The following is a 21,317-nucleotide window of genomic DNA, read 5'->3' on the forward strand; positions in this document are numbered from 1 at the left end:
CCCCTCCTCAGGTAATAATGCCGCTTAATTTCAGAAAGCGCTCGCTTGCTGCAAGGCTTTTCTTGTTATTGTTCCGCCGATTAACAGCTTCCGCATCTGACCCCCAGAATTCCATCATATGGGTTTCGTCAAGTTCGCTGATCTCAAACGCCTCTTCCGCCGTGATACGCCCATCCAGCAACGCGAGCGCGATCACCAGAGAGCCACACAATGAAGTTATATTATGAAGTGGCGCAAGCGTCATATCATTTTGTGCCGCCACGACATCCCGCATCCGCGCTAATGAGTCTTCCGGCTGCTGTATATGCATGATGCCTTCACAGGTTTTAAGTGAAACCTTGTGGCGCTGCTCGACCCATTCCAGCATCGGGTCCCAAGCCGCCAATTGCCGCTCCACCAGATTTTGCGGGTGTGTCGCGCGATAGCAGACGAGGTCGGTCCCGCCATAGTTTGCGATTTCCTCAATCACCTTATTGCGCTGCGGCGTGACCCGGTCTATGGCCGTGGCCGCCGCCTGCATAAGCGGCATTGTCGATGGATTGATTTCAGTTTCCTGCGCATCCCATTCTTCAGCAATGGCGGCAGCAAGTGCGTGGGTTGGCAGGCGCAAATGCGCCTTGGCCGGCGTTTTAATCACCCGCCCGTCAAGCTGAACGGAGTAAGCCCCACCCTCTTCTTCTGCCGTCACTTTTTTGTAAAAGCGTTTCATCCCTGTTCGCTTTCGCGCCTTTAACCTAACAGTCGTTTGGCTTATAGCGATTACGCAAGAAAAAGCAAGGTTAGACTTGGTTTTTTTGATGAACCTTCACGTTGCGCTCACAATTTCCGGCAGTTCATCAAACCGATTGATCAGCTTCTCCGCGCCACTTTCCAGCAGTTCGGCATCATCATGATAGCCCCAAGTCACGCCAATCCCGCGGCATCCGGCATTTTTCGCAAGCATCATATCGAAACTGGTGTCACCAATCATAAATGTTCGCCCCGGCAACGCACCAGCGGCTGTCATTGCCTTCTCCAACATCTGCGGATGCGGCTTGCCGGGGTTATGATCGGGTGTCTGAAGGGAACCAAAATAACCATCGAGGCCATGCTGCTCAATCACCGCATTCACACCGCGCATCGATTTCCCCGTGGCGACTGCCATGGCGATATTTCGGCTTGCGAGATATTCCAACACCTCACGCACGCCGTCAAACAATGGCTCGTGATGATCCGCTTCCAAACGCCGATGAAAGAACGCCTGTTTGTAGCCTTTGACAATTTTCTCCAGATGAGTATCACTCAAAGGGGTTTGCGCCAGATGGCGCACCGCCACATCCGGATTGAGACCGATAGTTCGGCGAATATCAAGGTCTGCTGGAGAAGGCAGGTCCGCATCTTCAAACGCCACGCGCATACAGGCGATAACATTATGTGCACTATCAACCAACGTGCCGTCGCAATCGAAGACCACGAGAATATCAGACGCATTTGTCATCTATACCTGCCGTAAAAAAGAGCCGATGAAAAAATCACCGGCCCTGATCAACTTACTGATTTTGCGAACGGTTTACCGCGCTTGTAATCGCCTTGAGAGAGGCCGTTACAATATTCGCATGACGGCCAACACCGAAGATCGGTTCACCCTTGTCATCGCGCATTTCAACATAGGCCACCGCCACCGCGTCAGAACCGAACCCGGTTGTATGCTCGCGATAATCATTGACCTTGAGGTCAAAGCCATAAGAGTCCTTAAGGGCCGACATATAGGCATCTATCGGACCGGTCCCAATACCCTCGACCGTGCGTTCCTTACCCTTCTCGCGGATGGTCGCGATCAGTTTGCGCCGCTCGGATGCGTGGGTATCCACTGTCGTCTGATGATCGACAAATTCAATATCACCCTTAGCGTTGAGATACTCATTTTCGAAAATTTCAAAGATCGTCGCAGAGGAAAGCTCCTTCCCTGTCTCATCGGTCACGCCCTGCACCACCTTGCTGAGTTCAACCTGTAACAGACGCGGAAGTTCAATCCCATAGTCTTCCTCCAGCAGATAGGCCACACCGCCCTTGCCCGATTGGCTGTTGACCCGGATCACCGCGTCATAGTTACGACCAAGGTCGGCGGGATCAATCGGCAGATAAGGGATCGCCCAAAGTGGATCGTTTGATTTTTTCATCGCGCCGAAGCCCTTCTTGATCGCGTCCTGATGCGATCCGGAGAAGGCCGTAAAAACCAGATCGCCGCCATAAGGATGACGCGGATGGACCGGCAGTTGGTTACAATATTCGACGGTGCGGACAACCTCATTAATGTCACTGAAATCGAGCTCGGGATCAACGCCCTGCGTGTACATATTCATGGCGATATTCACCACATCGACATTGCCGGTGCGCTCGCCATTGCCAAACAGGGTGCCTTCCACCCGGTCGGCGCCTGCCATGATGCCAAATTCAGCGGCAGCAACACCGGTGCCCCGGTCATTATGCGGATGCAGGCTCAACAGGACCTTGTCCCGATCAGGCAGATTGCGGTGCATCCATTCAATCTGGTCCGCATAGACATTAGCGCTCGCAACTTCGACAGTCGCAGGCAGGTTGATGATGATCTTGTTGTCGACCGTCGGCTTCCAGATATCCATGACGACCGAGCACACTTCGCAGGCATAGTCGAGTTCCGTCTGGGTAAAGCTTTCCGGAGAATATTCCATCTGCACCAAGGTTTCCGGCATTTCATCGGCAAGCTGTCGAACCAGTTTCGCACCTTCGATTGCGATTTGCTTGATGCCAACCTTATCGAGATCGAACACCACCCGGCGCTGCAAGGTAGAGGTTGAGTTATACAGATGCACAATCGCCTGCTTGGCACCTTTGATACTTTCGAAAGTGCGGCGGATCAGCTCTTCACGTGCCTGGGTCAGCACCTGAATTTTCACATCATCGGGAATTTCCCCTTCGTCGATCAGGAAGCGGACAAAATCGAAATCCGTCTGGGAAGCAGAGGGGAAGCCGACCTCGATTTCCTTGAAGCCAAGCTCCACCAGATGGCGGAACATGCGGAGTTTACGCTCATGCCCCATGGGTTCAATCAGCGCCTGGTTACCGTCACGCAAATCCACGCTGCACCAAATCGGCGCCTTATCAATCACCTTGGTTGGCCATTGTCGATCTGGAATATTAATCGGCTCGAATGCCTTATATTTGTCGCCGGGTGTGAATGTCATTTTTAGAATTCCTCTTGTCTCGATTGGACGCCATGCGCCCCTTGTTTCTCATATACTCAGTTCAATGCAGCCTGCATACGGTCGCCGGACGCCGCGCGTATCCGAACGACCGCCTGGAAGTCGAGAGAGCCCCCCGGAGGAGTGAAGACACTCTTCCTGCCATGAACCGTTTAAATTTTCAGAGATGGTCGACCCAGAGGTCTTCATTACACACATTCGTTTATCCGACAATTTTGAGAATAGGACAGCTTTCGCTCCGGCACCAAGTTCAGAGTGCCGGGCCAATAAGTCGTAGGCTCAGTAGTCGGTTCGAATTCATCATGCGTGAAAATCTAGTCATTCCAAGCCATTAGTCAAGCCAAAAGCGGCAAAATCCGTGCCCATGAGCCTAAAACTCGATATCCAGGAACGGATCTTCATAGTCATTTTCCTGAAAACCGAACAGCTTCCAGCTCTCGGCCATATGTCGATCCAGCGGCGCAGATACCGTGACATCCCCCCCATCAGGATGCGAGATCGTTATCTCCCGCGCATGCAGATGCATTTTCTTGCTGACAATCCCGTCCAGGAAAGCTTCCGTGCCGCCGTATTTGCCATCGCCAACGATCGGCGTGCCCAGCGCCACCGCATGAACACGAAGCTGATGCGTGCGTCCGGTGAGTGGCTTGAATGCGACCCAACAGGCCTTTTGTGCAGCGACCTCAACAACGGAATAATCCGTGACTGCCGTCTGCCCTTCCCGATCGACAACGACCTTCTCTCCGTTAGAGGTAACAATTTTGGCAAGGTTATAGCTGATTGTTCCTTCATGCGGTTTTGGCACACCGACAAGCAGGGCCCAGTAAATCTTGCGCGTCGTGCGGCGTTTGAATGCTTCCGCCAGATGCTTTGCCGCCTGCCTTGTCCGGCCCAGCACCAGGACACCAGATGTATCTTTGTCCAGACGATGTACGAGACGTGGCTTTTCCGGATAGTCAAACCGCAATCCTTCCAGCAGACCGTCGATATGGCGGTTCTGACCACTACCGCCCTGAACCGGAAGACCGGCCGGCTTGTTAAGGACAATCACGGCATCATCCATATGCAGGACCATCTGCCGGATGTCAGCGATATCCCTATCGGAGAGTTTCTCGGCTTGCGTCACGCGCGGGCCTCTTGCTTGCACCGGTTTGTAAACATCATCCGCCAGAGGCGGTACCCGCACTGTCTGCCCTGCCTCAAGACGATCATTCGCCTTTGATCTTTTCTTGTCGACCCGGATATCCCCCTTACGAAGAAGTTTTTCGAGTTGTCCGTGGGTAAGGCCCGGAAAATGTGCCTTAAACCAACGATCGAGCCGTTGATCCGCTTCGTCCTCGCTCACGATAAGATGTTGAACCCGGCTCATTACAATACCGCCCGCATTAAATGAAGGCCGGCGAACAGCCCGGCAATAGATAGAAAAACTGACATTAAAACATAACTCGCCGCCGAGAGTGTCTCCCCCTTCTCCACCATCAACGCAACGTCGAGAGAGAAAGCAGAAAAAGTCGTAAAGCCGCCCAGAAAGCCTGTCACCAGCAAAACGCGCATTTCCGGAGAGGGAGACCAGCGCAGCGCAATCAGTTCGATCAACACCCCCATCAGGAAAGAGCCGACGATATTCACAAGTAAGGTTCCATAAGGGTAGCCCGGCCCTAGCTGTCGCAGCATGATTTGTGCGACGCCGTAACGCGCGCAGGCACCCAACGCGCCGCCGATTGCCACTGATAGGAACATATTCATTTTTTTGTCTTTCCGGCCTGCTTCTCCGCCCTCAGTCTCGCCCAATATTCAAGGCGCTTCTTTATGTCGCGCTCGAACCCGCGCTCAACCGGAGAATAATACTGCTCGCGCTTCATTTCATCGGGAAAATAGCTCTGCCCCGAAAATCCATCTTCCGCATCATGATCATAGGCGTAGTCTTTTCCATAGCCCAGATCCTTCATCATTCCCGTCGGCGCGTTCAGGATATGTTTGGGCGGCATGTGTGATCCATGCTTGCGTGCCGCCTTCTTGGATTGGCTAAAGGCACGATAGGCGGCGTTGGATTTCGGCGCCGTGGCGAGATAGATCACCGATTGCGCAATTGCGAGATCGCCCTCCGGTGAGCCGAGGAATTGATAGGCGTCCTTCGCGGCATTAGCCTGCACTAACGCGTTGGGATCCGCCATGCCAATATCCTCTACCGCGAACCGAACGAGTCGCCGCGCGAGATAAAGCGGATCCTCCCCGCCATCCATCATACGCGAGAACCAATAGAGCGCCGCATCCACGTCGGAGCCGCGCAAGGATTTATGAAGTGCACTGATCAGGTTATAATGACCGTCACGGTCCTTGTCATAAGCTGGGGCACGTTTGGAAATAACCTGAGATAGCGCCTCAGTGTCGAGCATTTCCTCGCCTGAATAAAAAACTGCCTCAACCATATTCAAGAAAAACCGTCCGTCCCCATCTGCAAGCTGCAGAAGTGCCGTCTTCGCCACCTCATCAAGCGGGATGGGCCGACCTTCCAGTTCCTCCGCCCGTTCCATCAGGACACGAAGAGAATCCTCGTCATGGCGATTAAGGACCAACACCTGACAGCGTGAGAGCAAGGCGCCATTCAACTCGAACGACGGATTTTCAGTGGTCGCGCCCACCAGCGTGATCGTGCCATCCTCCACATAGGGCAGAAAGCCATCCTGCTGGGAGCGATTGAAGCGATGAATTTCATCGACGAACAGAAGAGTTCTTTTGCCATCCTGTCGCCGCATCTTTGCCGCCTCGAAAGCTTTGCGCAAATCCGCCACACCGGAAAAGACGGCGGAAATCTGCTCAAAATGCATATCCACTTCCTTGGCGAGCAGCCGTGCGATTGTCGTCTTGCCCGATCCCGGCGGCCCCCAAAAGACAATCGACGCGAGCCAACCAGCATCCAGCATACGTTTGAGCGGCGCGTCCTTTTTCAAAAGATGGTCCTGCCCCACCACATCCTCAAGACGGGAGGGGCGCAACCGGTCCGCCAGCGGCCGATGGGACTCATCGTCGGGCAGACCCGCATCAAACAGGCTGGTCATAAACTAACCTTGAAAGACAATGTTCGCCCGTTCCGGCGAATCGCAATCTGCCAACTTCCTTGGGCGGATTCTAGCACGCGTTTTGCCTGTTCGATATCCGTGATTTTTTCCCCGTTGACCCGGAACAGAATATCCCTTGGCCGCAGACCATATCGCTCCGCAACACTTCCCTTCGTCGTTGCGGCAACAACAACGCCTTCCGAGAAAGCGGAGAGACCCAGCTCCAGCGCATAGGCCGGCGACAAATTTCCCACCACTGATCCTGACAAAGGGTGGCGACCGGTCAATGTTTCTATACTGCGCGTTGGGATTTCCGGTGCGGGCTGCAGGTTCATCTCCAGCGTCATCCGCTTCCCATCCCGATAAACAGCGAGCCGCGCAATCTTGCCGATAACACTGGACGCAACCCGAAAGGTAAGCGTTTCTGGACCGAGAATTTCCTTGTCATCGATGGAGACGATAACGTCTCCCACCCGGAGACCCGCCTGATAGGCAGCACCATAAGGATGGACACGGTTAATCAGCACTCCGCCCGGCTTTTCAAGGCCAAGACCATCGGCGACGTCGCCGGTAATCTCCTGCCCGCTCGCGCCGAGCCAGGGACGCACGACCTTCCCAGTTTCAAGACCGTTGATAAGAACGGCTTTCACCAGATTGGCGGGGATGGCAAACCCGATGCCGAGGGAACCACCGCTCTTACTGAAAATTGCCGAATTAATGCCCGCAATTTTCCCATCCATGGTCAGGAGTGCACCGCCGGAATTACCGGGGTTGATGGCGGCATCTGTCTGGATAAAAGACTGAATATCATTGGCAACTCCCGCGCTTCTGTCGAGTGCGGAAATAATGCCGCTCGTTACAGTTTGGCCGACGCCGAAAGGGTTACCAATGGCGATGACAAGATCGCCGATCTCAAGAGTGTCAGAATCGGAAAATTCCAGAAAAGGAAGCCTCTCTCCCTCCACATCAATTTTCAGGATTGCAAGGTCCGTCCGCTCATCCGAAACAATCAGGCGGGCATCAAACTCACGACGATCGGAAAGCGCCACGGTGATTTCATCGGCACCACTGACAACATGATAGTTGGTTACAATAACTCCCTCACTATCCACCAGCACACCGGAACCCAATGAATTCTGGATTTGCTGGCGCTTTCGCTGTGGGCCAAAATTGTCACCAAAGAACCGTTTGAAGAAAGGATCATCGAACAAGCTCGGCCTGGTCTGGGTTACACGCGTCTTGGTGAAGATATTGACAACCGCCGGCACCGCCTTCTTCACCAACGGAGCAAAGGACAACATAATCTGTGCTTGGCTTTGCGGGACCGCATCCTCAGCCTGCACTGGGGCATTGAACCCAACAAAAACCAATAGAAAAATGCCGGATGCAATCTGCCGGATATATCTTTTCATGCCTGTAAAAACCGGTTCCATGAGAATTTCAATATGTCTTCGTATAAATGCCCATACTAACGCGTTTTTCAAGCTGTTGTCAGCTTGGCAGCGATCAGGGCGAAAAAAAAGGCAGCCCCGGGGACTGCCTTTTCCTTTTCTACGTGCGGGCCGTTTTAGGCTACGGCTTCCGCCTCTAATTCTTCTTCGTCGACAGCGTTCTGATCCGGGCCGGAATCCTGACCCTTTGCTTCCACGTCACGATCAACCAGTTCTATAACACCCATCGGCGCGGCATCCCCTGTGCGAAAACCCGCTTTCAGGACGCGTGTATAACCACCGCTGCGTTCTGCGTAACGTTCACTCAGCGTGGAAAACAGCTTATCGACTGCAGATTTCTCATGCAATTCGGCCAGAGCTTGCCGACGTGCATGAAGATCGCCGCGTTTGCCAAGCGTAATAAGCTTTTCAACGATAGGCCGCAGATCCTTCGCCTTTGGCAAGGTCGTCTGAATTTGCTCATGCTTGATCAGGGATGCCGCCATATTGGCAAACATCGCCTTGCGATGAGAGGATGTTCTATTGAGCTTGCGCCCAGATTTACGGTGCCGCATTTTTCTTACTCCACAGCGAGTGTTGCTGTTCTAAAAAGGTTCTTCCAGCCGTTTGGCCATATCTTCAATGTTTTCCGGCGGCCAGTTCGGCACTTCCATGCCGAGATGCAGACCCATTTGCGCCAGAACTTCCTTGATCTCGTTCAAGCTCTTACGGCCGAAGTTCGGCGTCCGCAGCATTTCCGCTTCGGTCTTCTGAATAAGATCGCCGATATACACAATGTTATCGTTCTTCAGGCAGTTTGCCGAGCGAACGGAGAGTTCAAGCTCGTCCACCTTGCGAAGCAGGTTCCTGTTGAATTCAGGCTCCTGGCTCTCTTCCTTGACGACAACTTCTTCTGGCTCATCGAAATTCACGAAGAGTTGGAACTGCTCTTGCAGGATGCGTGCGGCGAAAGCCACAGCATCTTCCGGTGAAACCGTACCGTTTGTTTCCACTTTCAGAGTCAGTTTGTCATAATCTAGCACCTGCCCTTCACGGGCGGCTTCAACTTTGTAAGTAACCTTGCGAACCGGACTATAGAGGCTGTCCATCGGAATCAAACCGATCGGAGCATCTTCCGGATGGTTGTTGACGCCAGGAACATAGCCCTTGCCGGTATCGACATTCATCTCCATGGAGATTGACGCACCGTCATCCAGGGTCATTAGAACCTGGTCATGGTCCATAATCTCGATGTCCGGTCCGGTTTCAATCATGCCGGATGTGACTTCACATGGGCCTGAAGCTTTCAGTACCATACGCTTCGGTCCGTCCGAATGCGCCCGGATTGCCAGCGTCTTCAGGTTCAGAACGATATCCGTTACATCCTCGCGCACACCGGCGATCGAGGAGAATTCATGCAAAACATTATCGATTTGAATGGACGTAATGGCGGCGCCCTGTAGGCTCGACAAAAGAACGCGACGAAGTGCGTTGCCCAATGTCAAACCGAACCCTCTTTCCAAAGGTTCCGCAATAATCGTGGCTTCCCGATCGCTCTGCTCACCCGGCTCTACTGAGAGGTTCGCCTGGATCAGATCTTTCCAGTTTTGCTGAATCACGGTAATGACCTCATAGTTTTGCAGGCCCACCTTGGACCTGCGACGTCTAGACAAATAGCAATACAGGCCAAAAGCCCGTATCGATATGTAGTAATCCGTTAAACGCGGCGGCGTTTTGGCGGACGGCATCCATTGTGCGGAATGGGCGACACATCACGAATTGACGTGATATTGAACCCTACAGACTGCAATGCACGCAAAGCCGATTCTGCGCCCGGAACCCGGTCCCTTGACTTCAACTTCAAGAGTTTTCATACCATGGTCCATGGCTTTTTTGCCCGCGTCCTCCGCTGCGATCTGCGCGGCGAACGGTGTGGATTTACGCGATCCCTTGAAGCCCTGCGAACCAGCGGACGACCAGGCAATTGCGTTGCCCTGTGCATCGGTAATCATAATCTTTGTATTATTAAAGGACGCGCTTACATGTGCGACACCTGAAATAATGTTTTTACGTTCGCGGCGTTTAACGCGTGTTTTTTCACGTGCCATATTACTTCTTCTTCCCAGCGATAGCTTTGGCCGGACCCTTGCGGGTGCGGGCGTTGGTATGGGTACGCTGACCACGGACAGGCAGGCCACGACGATGGCGCAGGCCACGGTAACAACCAAGGTCCATCAGACGCTTGATATTCATTGAGGTTTGACGGCGCAAATCACCTTCAACGATATGATCGCCGTCGATGGTTTCGCGGATTTTCACCACTTCGGAATCGCTCAACGCATTGACGCGAATTTCCGGAGCGAGGCCGACAGCCTCGCAAATTTCCTTGGCCTTTGCCGGGCCAATTCCATGAATATAGGTCAGTGCAATCAATACCCGCTTATTCGTCGGAATATTTACACCAGCAATACGAGCCACGCTAGTTTCTCCTCATCACCAAAACGGGTCGTCCTGACCCGGTTATCTCAAGCGCCTCCTGAGAAGCGCGCGATTATATAATTTTGTGTTACCTAGTCAACAGTTTAGATTGCCTGTAAAGCGGCTTCCATTTCTGCTGTCACTTCGTCAATCCCGGCCATGCCATCAACTTGCTTCAGGATATCTTTACTCCGGTAGTACGGAAGCAAAGGCGCCGTCTGGTCGTGATAGGCCTTAAGCCGTGACTTCACTGTCTCGGCATTATCATCACTACGTCGGCTAAACTCTGTCCCGCCGCATTTATCGCAAACACCTTCGACCTTCGGTTTCAGGAATATATCGTGGTAGCCCGCACCGCATTTTGCGCAAGTATAGCGACCCGTAATCCGCTCAACCAGTATATCGTCGTCGGTTTTCATCTCGATAACGGCATCAAGCTTGAGGCCCTTTTCCGCAAGCATCGCATCCAGCGCTTCCGCTTGCGCTTCGGTGCGCGGGAAGCCATCAAGAATAACGCCGTTTTTACAGTCGGGCTGATCCAGTCGATCAGAGATGATACCCGTCATTATGTCGTCGGAGACAAGTTCTCCTCGATCCATCACAGTCTTGGCTTTCTTGCCAACTTCTGTGCCTGCCGCTACGGCTGCGCGCAACATATCTCCAGTTGAGAGCTGCACCAGGCCATGCTTGTCTTGCAACCGCTGTGCCTGAGTTCCCTTCCCCGCGCCTGGCGGTCCCAGAAGAATCAAAATCATCTACGCCGTCCCCCCAGCTTTGATTTTTTGATCAGCCCTTCATATTGATGGGCAACAAGGTGGCTTTGGATTTGCGCCACCGTATCCATGGTGACCGACACTACGATCAGGAGGGATGTTCCGCCGAAGTAAAAAGGAACCGCCCATTGAGAGACGAGAATTTCCGGTAAAATACAGACCAAAGAAAGATACGCCGCGCCAACAACCGTCAATCGTGTCAGGACATAATCGAGATACTCCGACGTCCGTTTTCCGGGGCGAATGCCCGGTACGAAGCCGCCATGCTTCTTCAGGTTATCAGCTGTGTCATCCGGATTGAAGACAACTGCCGTATAGAAAAAGCAAAAGAAGACGATACCCGCAATATAGAGCATCAGATAAATCGGCTGCCCATGACCCAGCATCGCTGTCAGGCTGTTCAGCCAGTCCGGACCTGAACCTGCGCTGAAACTTGCGACCGTCGTCGGCATCAGCAACAGTGAAGAGGCAAAGATCGGCGGAATAACGCCAGCCGTGTTCAGCTTGAGCGGTAAATGTGAATTCTGGCCACCATAGGTCTTGTTACCGCGCTGTCGCTTTGGATACTGAATCAAAATCCGGCGCTGCGCCCGCTCCATAAAGACAATGAAAGCAATGACGGCTACTGCCATAACCAACAGCAGCAAGATAACGAAAGTAGAGAGAGCCCCTGTACGACCCAATTCCAGTGTGCCGACAAGCGCACTTGGCAATTCTGCGACAATACCGGCAAAAATGATCAACGAAATACCATTACCAACGCCACGCGCGGTTATCTGCTCACCCAGCCACATCAGGAAGACAGTACCTGCAACCAACGTCACCACTGTAAACAGGCGGAACTGCATGCCAGGGTCAATCACGGCAGACTGCCCGTTTGAAAGGGTCAGGCCTTCAATACCGGCGGCAATACCATAACCCTGCAACGCGGCCAGTAGAACTGTACCGTAGCGGGTATACTGGTTGATCTTCTTACGCCCGGCCTCGCCCTCTTTCTTGAGTTGGGCCATCTGCGGCGAGATCGAGGTCATCAACTGCATGATAATCGACGCCGAGATATAAGGCATGATATTGAGGGCGAAAATCGTCATACGACCGAGCGCGCCACCCGCAAAAACGTCAAACATTCCGAGGATACCCCCGGAATTCTGTGCGAAAACGTCAGCCAGAATTGTCGGATCGACACCCGGGATCGGTATATATGTCCCGATCCGGTAAACGATCAGGGCAAAGAGCGTGAACCATAAACGCTTCTTGAGTTCCGTTGCCTTCGAAAAGGCACCGAAACTCATGGAAGAAGCCATTTGCTCTGCTGCTGACGCCATTTAATATTTCTCCCGAAGGTACGGATTCAAACCGCCCCGCCGATGTATTTACTCGCTTTTTGCCGGGGCTGGCGTCAGAAGGGTGACTTTACCCCCGGCCTTCTCGACTGCTTCCAGTGCAGATTTAGATGCGCCGGCAACCTCGAAATTCACTTTGGTTTTGAGCTCACCCTTTGCAAGCAGACGAACGCCATCACCGATTTTACCGACAACACCTGCCTGCTGCAGCAGTTCCGCCGTAATCGTTGCCTTTGGGTCGAGCTTACCCGCGTCAATCGCAGCCTGTACCCGGCCGATGTTCGCCACAGCGAAGTTCTTGCTGAAAATGTTCTTGAAGCCGCGCTTCGGCAGACGACGATAGATCGACATCTGACCGCCTTCAAATCCCTTGATGGCGACGCCGGAACGTGATTTCTGACCCTTCTGGCCGGATCCGGAGGTTTTTCCCTTGCCGGAACCGATACCCCGACCAACACGCATCCGATTCTTGGTGCTGCCTTTGTTGTCGGCTAATTGATTTAAACGCATGTTCAATATTCCTTAAATCAGACCGGCGGAGTCCTATTTGGACTCTTCCACCTGTACCAGATGATTCACCTTGCGGATCATGCCGCGAACGGCGTCGGTGTCTTCGAGTTCCACCGTCCGGTGCATTTTATTCAGCCCCATACCAACCAGCGTTGCCCGCTGGTTCTTTGGGCGACCGATCGGGCTGCCCGTCTGGGTAACTTTGATCGTTGATTTAGCCATCGACCTTTTCCTTTGCTGCATCGGCACCACGGCGACCTACCACCTCAGAGACTTTCTTGCCGCGTTTTGCCGCAATCATTCTCGGGGAGTTCATCGCCTTCAAGGCTTCGAATGTTGCTTTGACCATGTTGTAGGGGTTGGAAGTTCCGATAGACTTCGTCACTACATCCTGTACGCCCAGTGTTTCGAAAACGGCACGCATTGGACCGCCTGCGATAATACCGGTACCAGCCGGAGCTGAGCGAAGAACCACACGGCCCGCGCCGAAGCGACCCTGGACATCGTGATGCAGTGTCCGGCCTTCACGAAGCGGTACACGCACCATGTTGCGCTTTGCAGCTTCCGTTGCCTTACGAATGGCTTCCGGGACCTCACGGGCTTTACCGTGACCATAGCCAACGCGGCCTTTCTGGTCACCAGCAACAACCAAAGCCGCAAAACCGAAACGACGGCCACCTTTTACAACTTTGGCCACACGGTTAATGTAAACCAGCTTGTCGACGAATTCTGAATCGCCTTTTTCGTTTTGATCAGGTCTCAACATCGTCAATTCCCCTAGAAGGACAGGCCGCCCTCACGGGCAGCGTCGGCAAGGGCTTTGACCCGGCCATGATATTTGTATCCGCCGCGATCAAACGCGACTTCCTTGACGCCGGCCTTGATGGCCCGCTCGGCAATCAGCTTGCCAATTGCCGCTGCAGCTTCCTTGTTACCGCCTTTCAGCTTGCTGCGCAGGTCTTTTTCAAGGCTGGAGGCAGACGCGATTGTCTTGCCTGCGGCATCGTCAATAACCTGAACATAAATCTGCTGAAGCGTACGGTGTACAGACAGCCGCGGACGACCAGAAGACACCTTGCGAAGCTGGGTCCGATTTCTCCGCCGACGGCGGTCGAACAATTCTTTTGAGTTTGCCATAATCGGTTCCTACTTCTTCTTGCCTTCTTTGCGGAAGATATACTCGTCCGCATATTTGACACCCTTGCCCTTGTAAGGCTCTGGCTTCCGGTAAGACCGGATAACCGCCGCAACCTGACCAACCTGCTGCTTGTCAGCACCGGAGATTTCAATCACCGTCGGCTGGGGGCATTTAATCTCAATACCTTCCGGGATCGGGAAGTCAACGTCGTGGCTGAACCCGAGGTTCAACTTCAATGTCTTTCCCTGTACCGCCGCACGGTAACCAACGCCGACAACTTCCAGTGTTTTGGTAAAGCCGTTCGAGACGCCTTCAACGAGGTTGCTCAGCAATGTACGCTGCAGCCCCCACATCTGGCGGCCCCGAATATTATTCGTACGAGGCTTAACCGTTATTTGGTCATCTTCACGGCTCACGACGACGTCATCGACAAAGGTCATGCTCAGCACGCCCTTGCTACCCTTGACGGTCACATCGCTACCGGAGAGCTGGACATCCACACCAGAAGGGATTGTCACCGGATGTTTTCCAATTCGAGACATAATAGCTCCTAGTACAACTTACACAGTACTTCGCCACCGACATGGGCATCGCGTGCCTCATTGTCTGACAAAACACCGCTCGGGGTGGATAGAATGGCAACGCCCAGACCATTACGTATGGTCGGCAAATCCTTCACGCCACTATAAACACGGCGACCAGGCTTTGAAATACGGCTGACATGTTCAATCACGCCCTTGCCCTGATAATATTTCAGTTCAATGGTGACTTCAGGCTTGCCCTTTTCAGGCTCAGCCACGTCATATCCGCGAATGAAGCCTTCACGCTTCAACGCTTCAAGCACATTCAGGCGCAATTTTGAAGACGGGCTCTTAACTGAACTTTTCATGGCTCGCTGACCGTTGCGAATACGGGTCAGCATATCGCCGAGGGGATCACTTAATGACATTTCTGTATCTCCCTACCAGCTCGATTTAACCATGCCCGGAATTTGACCATTGGACGCCATGTCGCGCAGGCCAATACGGGATAGTTTCAATTTACGGTAAACACCGCGCGGACGACCGGTGAGTTCGCAGCGATTGCGAACACGTGTCTTGGACGAATTCCGCGGCAGTTCTGCCAATTTCAAACGCGCCGCAAAACGCTCTTCCTGCGGCAGCTCTTCATTCTTGCTCATCGCCTTCAGTTCAGCGCGTTTGGTCTCAAATTTTTCAACCAAACGGCGGCGCTTCTGGTTTTTTTCGACAGCACTTTTCTTAGCCATTTTAATTAACTCCTAGGATCAATTAATCTTGAACGGCATGCTGAAACCACTCAGAAGCTCACGAGCCTCTTCGTCGGTTTTGGCAGTCGTGCAGATTACGATATCCATTCCCCGTACGTCCGTTACATCATCGTAATGAATTTCCGGGAAAACAATTTGTTCCTTCAGGCCCATGGCATAGTTGCCCCGGCCGTCGAAACTTTTCTCAGACACACCGCGGAAATCCCGAACACGCGGGAGCGCGATATTAATCAGCCGGTCAAGAAACTCATACATCTGGCTCTTGCGCAGCGTTACTTTTGCTCCGATTGGCATTCCTTCACGTAATTTGAAGGTAGCAACGGATTTCTTGGCAGTAGTGACAACCGGCTTCTGACCGGAAATCTTTGCAAGCTCGCTCTCAACCGATTTGATCTTTTTCAGAATCGGCGACCGCTTCCCCGCACCCAACATTGATGACAATTTTTTCCAGCTTTGGAATCTGCATCTCGTTGGCGTAAGAAAATTTGCCCTGAAGCTGCTTCCGCAGTTCCTCGTTATATAATGTTTTAAGTCTTGGCGTCGTCATCGAACTGCCCTCTATATATCGATGACTTCACCGGAGCGCTTGGCGAAGCGAACTTTCCGGCCGTCATCAAGATTTTTGTAACCAACACGGGTCGCCTTGCCATCCTTCGGATCCTGCAATGCGATATTCGAGATATGGATTGCCGCTTCTTTTTCGACAATGCCACCCTGGTCTGCTTGGCTCGGTTTCGTATGGCGTTTCACCATATTGATACCAGACACGAATACGCGCCGGTCTTTGCGACGAACGCTCAGCACCTCGCCTGTACGGCCCTTATCCTTGCCTGTGAGCACAACGACCTTGTCGCCCTTTTTCACTGCGAATTTTTCAGCCATTAGAGAACCTCCGGCGCGAGGGAAATAATCTTCATGTAATTCTTGCTTCTGAGCTCACGCGTAACCGGGCCGAAAATACGGGTCCCAACCGGTTCACCCTGCTTGTTGATCAGCACGGCTGCGTTGCTATCAAAGCGAATTGCCGTTCCATCGGTCCGGCGAATTTCCTTTTTTGTGCGCACGATGACAGCTCTCTGAACGTCACCTTTTTTGACGCGGCCGCGCGGAATCGCTTCCTTCACAGAGACAACAATCACGTCCCCGATAGAAGCAGTTTTCCGTTTTGAACCACCCAAAACTTTAATGCACTGCACCTGCCTTGCGCCGGAGTTGTCGGCGACCTCCAGGTTGGTTTGCATCTGAATCATAGTCGTTTACCTTCGTTTGGTATCAACACTGTTTACTTAAGCGACGTTTAAAGAACTTCCCAACGCTTCAGTTTCGAGTAGGGAGCACATTCCTGAATACGGACTGTATCCCCTGTCTTAAACTGGTTTTTCGCGTCATGGGCGTGGTACTTTTTCGACTGGCCTATGTACTTCTTATATAGCCGATGCATCACTTGACGATCGACTTTAACAACGACGGTTTGATCATTCTTGTCGCTGACAACTGTTCCTTGCAGGATACGCTTTGGCATCGTTTTCTCTCCTAAGACGCAGCGCTAGCTGACATCACCGTTTTAATGCGGGCGATATCCCGCCGCACCTAGCGTTGGCGCGCCGTATTCTCCAATTGTCCACTGGCTTGCTGGAAGCGTAAATTGAACTGCTCCTTCTTCAGTTGAAGCAGTTCTGATTTAAGTTCATCAGCCGTTTTGCCCAGTAAATCCTGTGCTTTCATGGTCAATTTCCTTCACCAATGCGGGTCACGAAACGGGTTTTGATCGGCAATTTAGCCGCTCCCCTCTCGAACGCCTCACGGGCGATTTCGAGTGGAACACCGTCAAGTTCAAACATTACTTTTCCGGGCTGAATGCGGACCATCCAATATTCCGGTGAACCCTTACCCTTACCCATCCGGACTTCGGTGGGTTTTTTGGATACGGGCACATCCGGGAAGATACGGATCCAGACACGTCCAGCTCGCTTGATATGGCGTGTTACTGCACGTCGAGTCGCCTCGATCTGCCGTGCGGTAATACGTCCGGGCTCAACAGCTTTCAGGCCATATGCGCCGAAGTTCAGCGTTGTACCTGAAGTTGCTACTCCCTTCAAGCGCCCTTTATGCGCTTTACGAAATTTTGTGCGCTTCGGTTGAAGCATGACATCACCCCTTTACTTAATTCCGACGGGAGCCGGGACGACCCGCAGGACGGCCACCAGCCTGTTGTTTTTCCGCAATCTTGTCCTGAGCCATCGGATCATGCTCCAGAATCTCACCTTTGTAGATCCAGACCTTGATCCCAATGATCCCATAAGTCGTCAAGGACGAAGCGGTTCCATAATCAATATTCGCGCGCAGTGTATGCAGTGGTACACGACCTTCGCGATACCATTCCGTTCGCGCAATTTCCGCGCCGCCCAAGCGACCGGCACAGTTGATCCGGATACCTTCCGCGCCAAGACGCAGAGCCGACTGAACCGCCCGCTTCATCGCCCGACGATAGGAAACACGACGCGCCAACTGCTGACCAATATTCTCAGCAACCAACTTCGCATCAATTTCCGGCTTGCGGACTTCGACGATATTCAAATGCACTTCAGAGCTCGTCATTTTGGCAATTGCGGAACGAAGCTTTTCAATATCTGCGCCCTTCTTACCAATGATGACACCCGGGCGCGCCGAATAGATTGTGATCCGGGCCTTCTTGGCCGGACGTTCAATCACGATCTTACTGATGCCCGCCTGCTCCAGCTGCTTTTCCAGATATTCGCGAATGCGCACATCTTCATGCAACAGCTTGGCGTAGTTATCTTTGGCGTACCAGCGTGAATCCCAAGTCCGGTTGATACCGACCCGAAGGCCAATTGGATTTACTTTTTGACCCATTACTCTTGCTCCTCGCGCTCACGAACAATAATCGTGATATTGCTGAAAGGTTTCAGGATCGGGCTTGAACGCCCCCGTCCCCGTGGCCGCATGCGCTTCATCACCAGGGACTTGCTCACATAGGCTTCGGAAACATAGAGCTGATCTACGTCCAGCTGATGGTTGTTTTCCGCGTTCGCAATTGCGGACTGCAACACTTTGCGTACATCCGGTGCAATCCCGCGTTTGGAAAAACTGAGTTCGGTCAATGCCGCTTCAGCAGATTTTCCACGAATGAGGCTAGCCACCAGGTTCATTTTCTGTGGGCTTACGCGAATGCGATTGCCAACGGCGCGCGCTTCCGTGTCTTTAAGTTGCCGCGTGAGTGACGCTTTACCCATGATTAATTTCTCCGAGCCTTTTTATCAGCCGCATGGCCGTAATATGTCCGTGAGGGAGAAAATTCCCCAAACTTGTGACCCACCATGTCTTCATCCACCAGAACCGGTACAAACTTCTGGCCATTATAAACGCCAAAGGTAAGCCCCACGAACTGCGGGAGAATTGTCGACCGGCGAGACCAGATCTTGATTACTTGTTTTCTGCCGCTCTCGCGTGCAGCTTCCGCTTTCTTCAGCAGATAGCCGTCGACAAAAGGACCTTTCCATACAGAACGTGCCATGTTTGCGCTCCTACTTCTTCCGCTTCAGCGGACGGCGCCGCATGATCATTTTATCCGTGGACTTGTTTGAACGAGTCCGTTTACCCTTCGTCGGCACACCCCATGGGGAAACCGGATGACGACCACCGGAAGTCCGGCCTTCACCACCACCATGTGGATGATCCACCGGGTTCATGGCTACACCACGAACCGACGGGCGCTTACCAAGCCAGCGGGACCGTCCCGCCTTCGCAAGCTTGATGTTTTTCTGGTCCGGATTGGAAACCGCTCCAACCGTCGCCATACATTCACCGAGAACAATACGCTGCTCACCGGATGCCAGACGAAGCTGCGCGTAACCCGCATCCTTGCCGATAAGTTGAACATAGGTGCCCGCGGCACGTGCCATCTGGCCACCTTTTCCCGGTTTCATCTCCACATTATGGATGATGGTACCAACCGGCATGTTCTTCATCGGCATCGCGTTGCCCGGCTTGATGTCGACATTCTTGCCAGAAATCACCTTGTCACCCGCAGAAATTCGCTGCGGCGCCAAGATATACGCCTGCTCGCCATCTTCGTAGCGAATCAGCGCGATAAAGGCAGACCGGTTCGGGTCATACTCAAGCCGTTCCACCGTTGCCGGGACATCAAACTTGTTCCGCTTGAAATCCACGATACGGTAAGTCCGCTTATGCCCGCCGCCGCGACGACGCGCGGTGATCCGGCCGTGGTTATTGCGACCACCATTTCCGGACAACCCTTCAGTCAGGGCTTTGACCGGCTTTCCCTTATGCAGGTCGGACCGATCAACAAGGATCAATCCCCTCTGAGAAGGTGTTGTCGGTTTATAATTCTTCAACGCCATAGTCTAAATCCCCGCCGTCACATCGATGGCCTGACCCTCAGCAAGGGTCACAATTGCCTTCTTGTAATCAGACCGTTTGCCAATATGGCCCCGGAAACGCTTAACCTTACCCTTGGTGCGGTTGGTGTTCACGTTCGTGACCTTGACATCGAAGAGTTTTTCAACTGCTTCTTTGATCTGAGGTTTCGTCGCATCCAGTGCGACACGGAATGTCACCTGATTAAACTCTGATCCCATTGTTGACTTTTCAGTCACAACCGGGCCCAGCAGGATGTCATATAGATTTTCCTGGTTCATTTCAGTCGAGCCTCCAGGCTTTCTACTGCGCTTTTCGTCAGCACAAGAGTGTCACGGCGAAGAATGTCATATACATTAGCGCCGCTTGACGTCAGCAAGTCCACTTTCGGCAGGTTGCGGGTGGAAAGAGCAAAGTTCTTTTCCATTTCCGCCCCATCCACGATCAGGATCGAATCCCAACCGAGCGCCTTGAACTTCACGGCCATATCCTTGGTCTTGATGCCCTTGGCATTCAACTCGTCCACGACGACTAGCTTTCCTTCTGCCTGTTTGGCGGAAAGCGCTGTCTTCAGGGCCAGTTTACGAACCTTTTTCGGCAGGTCATGGGCGTGGCTGCGAACAACCGGGCCATGGGCTACACCACCACCGCGCTGAATCGGGTTACGCTTCTGACCCTGACGGGCACGACCAGTGCCTTTTTGGTTGAACGGCTTCTGACCGGTGCCAGAAACTTCCGCAACACCCTTTGTCTTATGGGTGCCAGACCGGCGCGACGCCAGCTGATAGCGAACCATGCGTTGCAGCAGGTCGGCGCGCGGCGCCAAGCCAAAGACCTCATCAGCCAGCTCAATATCACCGGCCTTTTTGTTGTCGAGGTTAATTACATTTACCTTCATCTGAGCCGTCCCTTATTCTTCCGTCGCCGTATCGGCGGCGACAGTCTCTTCGGCAGGCGTATCAGCCTGAGCTGTTTCTTCAACTGGCTCTGGCTTTCCACCCTTTGCAACAAATGCGGCCGGATAAGGGGCATCGCTATGACGCGCCTTTTTCACGGCATCCGCGACAAAGACCCAGGATCCTTTGGAACCTGGAACGGCACCCCTGATAAGAACCAATCCGCGATCCTTATCCGTTGAGACCACTTTCAAATTCTGCGTCGTAACCCGTGCCGCACCCATGTGACCGGCCATCTTCTTACCCTTGAAGACCTTGCCCGGATCCTGACACTGACCAGTAGAACCATGCGCACGATGGGATACGGACACACCATGAGTGGCCCGCATGCCGCCGAAATTATGGCGCTTCATGGCGCCGGCAAAACCTTTACCGATACTGGTGCCCACAACATCAACAAACTGATCAGACACAAAATGATCCGCCGTGATTTCCGCACCAACATCGACGAAGCCATCACCCTCAATACGAAACTCAGCCAGTTTCATTTTCGGCTCAACTTCTGCCTTGGCAAAATGGCCGCGCAACGCCTTATTGACGTTCTTGACCTTTGCCTTGCCAACCCCGAGCTGCATGGCGTTATAACCATGAGTCTCAGTTGTCCGGTGAGCGACGACCTGACAGTTATCAACAGCAAGAACGGTTACCGGAATATGGGTCCCGTCTTCCGCGAAAACCCGGGTCATCCCCAGTTTCTTTGCGATCAATCCACTACGCATTTCG

General features: G+C 53.0%; 31 protein-coding genes and 2 pseudogenes. All 33 read right to left on the reverse strand.

Annotation, left to right across the window (positions count from 1 at the left end; genetic code table 11):
* Positions 1-7: 7 nt before the first annotated feature.
* Complete coding sequence (locus AC0L73_RS04800) at positions 8-709, reverse strand: ATP12 family chaperone protein (protein ID WP_227949791.1); 702 nt, start codon at positions 707-709, stop codon at positions 8-10.
* Positions 710-805: 96 nt separating this feature from the next.
* Positions 806-1,477, reverse strand: a complete 672-nt coding sequence (locus AC0L73_RS04805) for an HAD-IA family hydrolase (RefSeq protein WP_473655018.1) — start codon at positions 1,475-1,477, stop codon at positions 806-808.
* Between the two features lie 52 nt (positions 1,478-1,529).
* Positions 1,530-3,203, reverse strand: a complete 1,674-nt coding sequence (gene leuA, locus AC0L73_RS04810) for a 2-isopropylmalate synthase (protein WP_227949786.1) — start codon at positions 3,201-3,203, stop codon at positions 1,530-1,532.
* A gap of 388 nt (positions 3,204-3,591) precedes the next feature.
* Positions 3,592-4,590, reverse strand: coding sequence for an RluA family pseudouridine synthase (locus AC0L73_RS04815; RefSeq protein WP_473655019.1), 999 nt, complete (start codon positions 4,588-4,590; stop codon positions 3,592-3,594).
* The gene (gene crcB, locus AC0L73_RS04820) at positions 4,590-4,967 is read right to left on the reverse strand and encodes a fluoride efflux transporter CrcB (protein ID WP_473655020.1); all 378 of its coding nucleotides are present in this window, start codon (positions 4,965-4,967) and stop codon (positions 4,590-4,592) included. The genes AC0L73_RS04815 and crcB overlap by 1 nt, the downstream gene beginning before the upstream one ends.
* Entirely contained in the window at positions 4,964-6,280 is a 1,317-nt protein-coding gene (locus tag AC0L73_RS04825) for a replication-associated recombination protein A (protein WP_473655021.1), read from the reverse strand. Before AC0L73_RS04825 ends, crcB begins: the two co-directional genes overlap by 4 nt.
* On the reverse strand, positions 6,277-7,713 hold the full coding sequence (locus tag AC0L73_RS04830) for a Do family serine endopeptidase (protein ID WP_473655022.1): 1,437 nt from the start codon (positions 7,711-7,713) through the stop codon (positions 6,277-6,279). Before AC0L73_RS04830 ends, AC0L73_RS04825 begins: the two co-directional genes overlap by 4 nt.
* A 134-nt stretch (positions 7,714-7,847) precedes the next feature.
* On the reverse strand, positions 7,848-8,285 hold the full coding sequence (rplQ, locus tag AC0L73_RS04835; RefSeq protein WP_227949776.1) for a 50S ribosomal protein L17: 438 nt from the start codon (positions 8,283-8,285) through the stop codon (positions 7,848-7,850).
* Positions 8,286-8,315: 30 nt separating this feature from the next.
* Complete coding sequence (locus AC0L73_RS04840; protein ID WP_227949774.1) at positions 8,316-9,329, reverse strand: DNA-directed RNA polymerase subunit alpha; 1,014 nt, start codon at positions 9,327-9,329, stop codon at positions 8,316-8,318.
* 98 nt (positions 9,330-9,427) lie between these two features.
* Positions 9,428-9,818, reverse strand: a pseudogene (gene rpsK, locus AC0L73_RS04845) (30S ribosomal protein S11).
* A gap of 1 nt (position 9,819) precedes the next feature.
* Entirely contained in the window at positions 9,820-10,188 is a 369-nt protein-coding gene (gene rpsM, locus AC0L73_RS04850) for a 30S ribosomal protein S13 (protein ID WP_227949772.1), read from the reverse strand.
* Positions 10,189-10,292: 104 nt separating this feature from the next.
* The gene (locus AC0L73_RS04855) at positions 10,293-10,943 is read right to left on the reverse strand and encodes an adenylate kinase (protein ID WP_227949770.1); all 651 of its coding nucleotides are present in this window, start codon (positions 10,941-10,943) and stop codon (positions 10,293-10,295) included.
* The gene (gene secY / locus AC0L73_RS04860; protein ID WP_415776505.1) at positions 10,940-12,286 is read right to left on the reverse strand and encodes a preprotein translocase subunit SecY; all 1,347 of its coding nucleotides are present in this window, start codon (positions 12,284-12,286) and stop codon (positions 10,940-10,942) included. Before secY ends, AC0L73_RS04855 begins: the two co-directional genes overlap by 4 nt.
* A 48-nt stretch (positions 12,287-12,334) precedes the next feature.
* Positions 12,335-12,814, reverse strand: a complete 480-nt coding sequence (gene rplO, locus AC0L73_RS04865; protein ID WP_227949767.1) for a 50S ribosomal protein L15 — start codon at positions 12,812-12,814, stop codon at positions 12,335-12,337.
* Between the two features lie 33 nt (positions 12,815-12,847).
* Positions 12,848-13,036 carry a 50S ribosomal protein L30 gene (rpmD, locus tag AC0L73_RS04870; RefSeq protein ID WP_227949765.1) on the reverse strand — a complete coding sequence of 63 codons (189 nt, stop codon included), beginning with the start codon at positions 13,034-13,036 and terminating at the stop codon, positions 12,848-12,850.
* Positions 13,029-13,580 (reverse strand): 30S ribosomal protein S5, encoded by a 552-nt coding sequence (gene rpsE, locus AC0L73_RS04875; protein ID WP_227949763.1) that lies wholly within the window; start codon positions 13,578-13,580, stop codon positions 13,029-13,031. Before rpsE ends, rpmD begins: the two co-directional genes overlap by 8 nt.
* An 11-nt stretch (positions 13,581-13,591) precedes the next feature.
* Positions 13,592-13,951 carry a 50S ribosomal protein L18 gene (gene rplR / locus AC0L73_RS04880; RefSeq protein WP_227949760.1) on the reverse strand — a complete coding sequence of 120 codons (360 nt, stop codon included), beginning with the start codon at positions 13,949-13,951 and terminating at the stop codon, positions 13,592-13,594.
* A gap of 9 nt (positions 13,952-13,960) precedes the next feature.
* Entirely contained in the window at positions 13,961-14,494 is a 534-nt protein-coding gene (rplF, locus tag AC0L73_RS04885) for a 50S ribosomal protein L6 (RefSeq protein ID WP_227949758.1), read from the reverse strand.
* A gap of 8 nt (positions 14,495-14,502) precedes the next feature.
* A complete protein-coding gene (gene rpsH / locus AC0L73_RS04890; RefSeq protein WP_227949756.1) occupies positions 14,503-14,901 on the reverse strand; it encodes a 30S ribosomal protein S8 in 399 nt (132 codons plus the stop codon).
* Positions 14,902-14,913: 12 nt separating this feature from the next.
* A complete protein-coding gene (gene rpsN / locus AC0L73_RS04895; protein WP_227949753.1) occupies positions 14,914-15,219 on the reverse strand; it encodes a 30S ribosomal protein S14 in 306 nt (101 codons plus the stop codon).
* An 18-nt stretch (positions 15,220-15,237) separates the two neighbouring features.
* Positions 15,238-15,759 carry a 50S ribosomal protein L5 gene (rplE, locus tag AC0L73_RS04900; RefSeq protein ID WP_473655414.1) on the reverse strand — a complete coding sequence of 174 codons (522 nt, stop codon included), beginning with the start codon at positions 15,757-15,759 and terminating at the stop codon, positions 15,238-15,240.
* Between the two features lie 39 nt (positions 15,760-15,798).
* Entirely contained in the window at positions 15,799-16,122 is a 324-nt protein-coding gene (gene rplX / locus AC0L73_RS04905) for a 50S ribosomal protein L24 (protein ID WP_227949749.1), read from the reverse strand.
* Positions 16,122-16,490 carry a 50S ribosomal protein L14 gene (gene rplN, locus AC0L73_RS04910; RefSeq protein ID WP_227949747.1) on the reverse strand — a complete coding sequence of 123 codons (369 nt, stop codon included), beginning with the start codon at positions 16,488-16,490 and terminating at the stop codon, positions 16,122-16,124. Before rplN ends, rplX begins: the two co-directional genes overlap by 1 nt.
* 47 nt (positions 16,491-16,537) lie before the next feature.
* Positions 16,538-16,762, reverse strand: a complete 225-nt coding sequence (gene rpsQ, locus AC0L73_RS04915; RefSeq protein WP_227949745.1) for a 30S ribosomal protein S17 — start codon at positions 16,760-16,762, stop codon at positions 16,538-16,540.
* 71 nt (positions 16,763-16,833) lie between these two features.
* A pseudogene (gene rpmC / locus AC0L73_RS04920) lies at positions 16,834-16,965 on the reverse strand (50S ribosomal protein L29); the annotation flags it as partial.
* A 2-nt stretch (positions 16,966-16,967) separates the two neighbouring features.
* A complete protein-coding gene (gene rplP / locus AC0L73_RS04925) occupies positions 16,968-17,387 on the reverse strand; it encodes a 50S ribosomal protein L16 (protein ID WP_227949741.1) in 420 nt (139 codons plus the stop codon).
* Between the two features lie 16 nt (positions 17,388-17,403).
* The gene (gene rpsC / locus AC0L73_RS04930; RefSeq protein ID WP_227949739.1) at positions 17,404-18,114 is read right to left on the reverse strand and encodes a 30S ribosomal protein S3; all 711 of its coding nucleotides are present in this window, start codon (positions 18,112-18,114) and stop codon (positions 17,404-17,406) included.
* Positions 18,114-18,494, reverse strand: a complete 381-nt coding sequence (gene rplV, locus AC0L73_RS04935) for a 50S ribosomal protein L22 (RefSeq protein WP_227949736.1) — start codon at positions 18,492-18,494, stop codon at positions 18,114-18,116. Before rplV ends, rpsC begins: the two co-directional genes overlap by 1 nt.
* Before the next feature lie 2 nt (positions 18,495-18,496).
* Positions 18,497-18,775 (reverse strand): 30S ribosomal protein S19, encoded by a 279-nt coding sequence (rpsS, locus tag AC0L73_RS04940; RefSeq protein ID WP_227949734.1) that lies wholly within the window; start codon positions 18,773-18,775, stop codon positions 18,497-18,499.
* A gap of 10 nt (positions 18,776-18,785) precedes the next feature.
* Positions 18,786-19,622 carry a 50S ribosomal protein L2 gene (gene rplB, locus AC0L73_RS04945; RefSeq protein ID WP_227949732.1) on the reverse strand — a complete coding sequence of 279 codons (837 nt, stop codon included), beginning with the start codon at positions 19,620-19,622 and terminating at the stop codon, positions 18,786-18,788.
* A gap of 3 nt (positions 19,623-19,625) precedes the next feature.
* Complete coding sequence (locus AC0L73_RS04950) at positions 19,626-19,919, reverse strand: 50S ribosomal protein L23 (protein ID WP_227949730.1); 294 nt, start codon at positions 19,917-19,919, stop codon at positions 19,626-19,628.
* The gene (gene rplD, locus AC0L73_RS04955; RefSeq protein WP_473655023.1) at positions 19,916-20,536 is read right to left on the reverse strand and encodes a 50S ribosomal protein L4; all 621 of its coding nucleotides are present in this window, start codon (positions 20,534-20,536) and stop codon (positions 19,916-19,918) included. The genes AC0L73_RS04950 and rplD overlap by 4 nt, the downstream gene beginning before the upstream one ends.
* Before the next feature lie 12 nt (positions 20,537-20,548).
* Positions 20,549-21,313 (reverse strand): 50S ribosomal protein L3, encoded by a 765-nt coding sequence (rplC, locus tag AC0L73_RS04960; RefSeq protein ID WP_473655024.1) that lies wholly within the window; start codon positions 21,311-21,313, stop codon positions 20,549-20,551.
* Between the last annotated feature and the right edge of the window lie 4 nt (positions 21,314-21,317).

Source organism: Sneathiella sp. D3-11 (assembly GCF_055809395.1).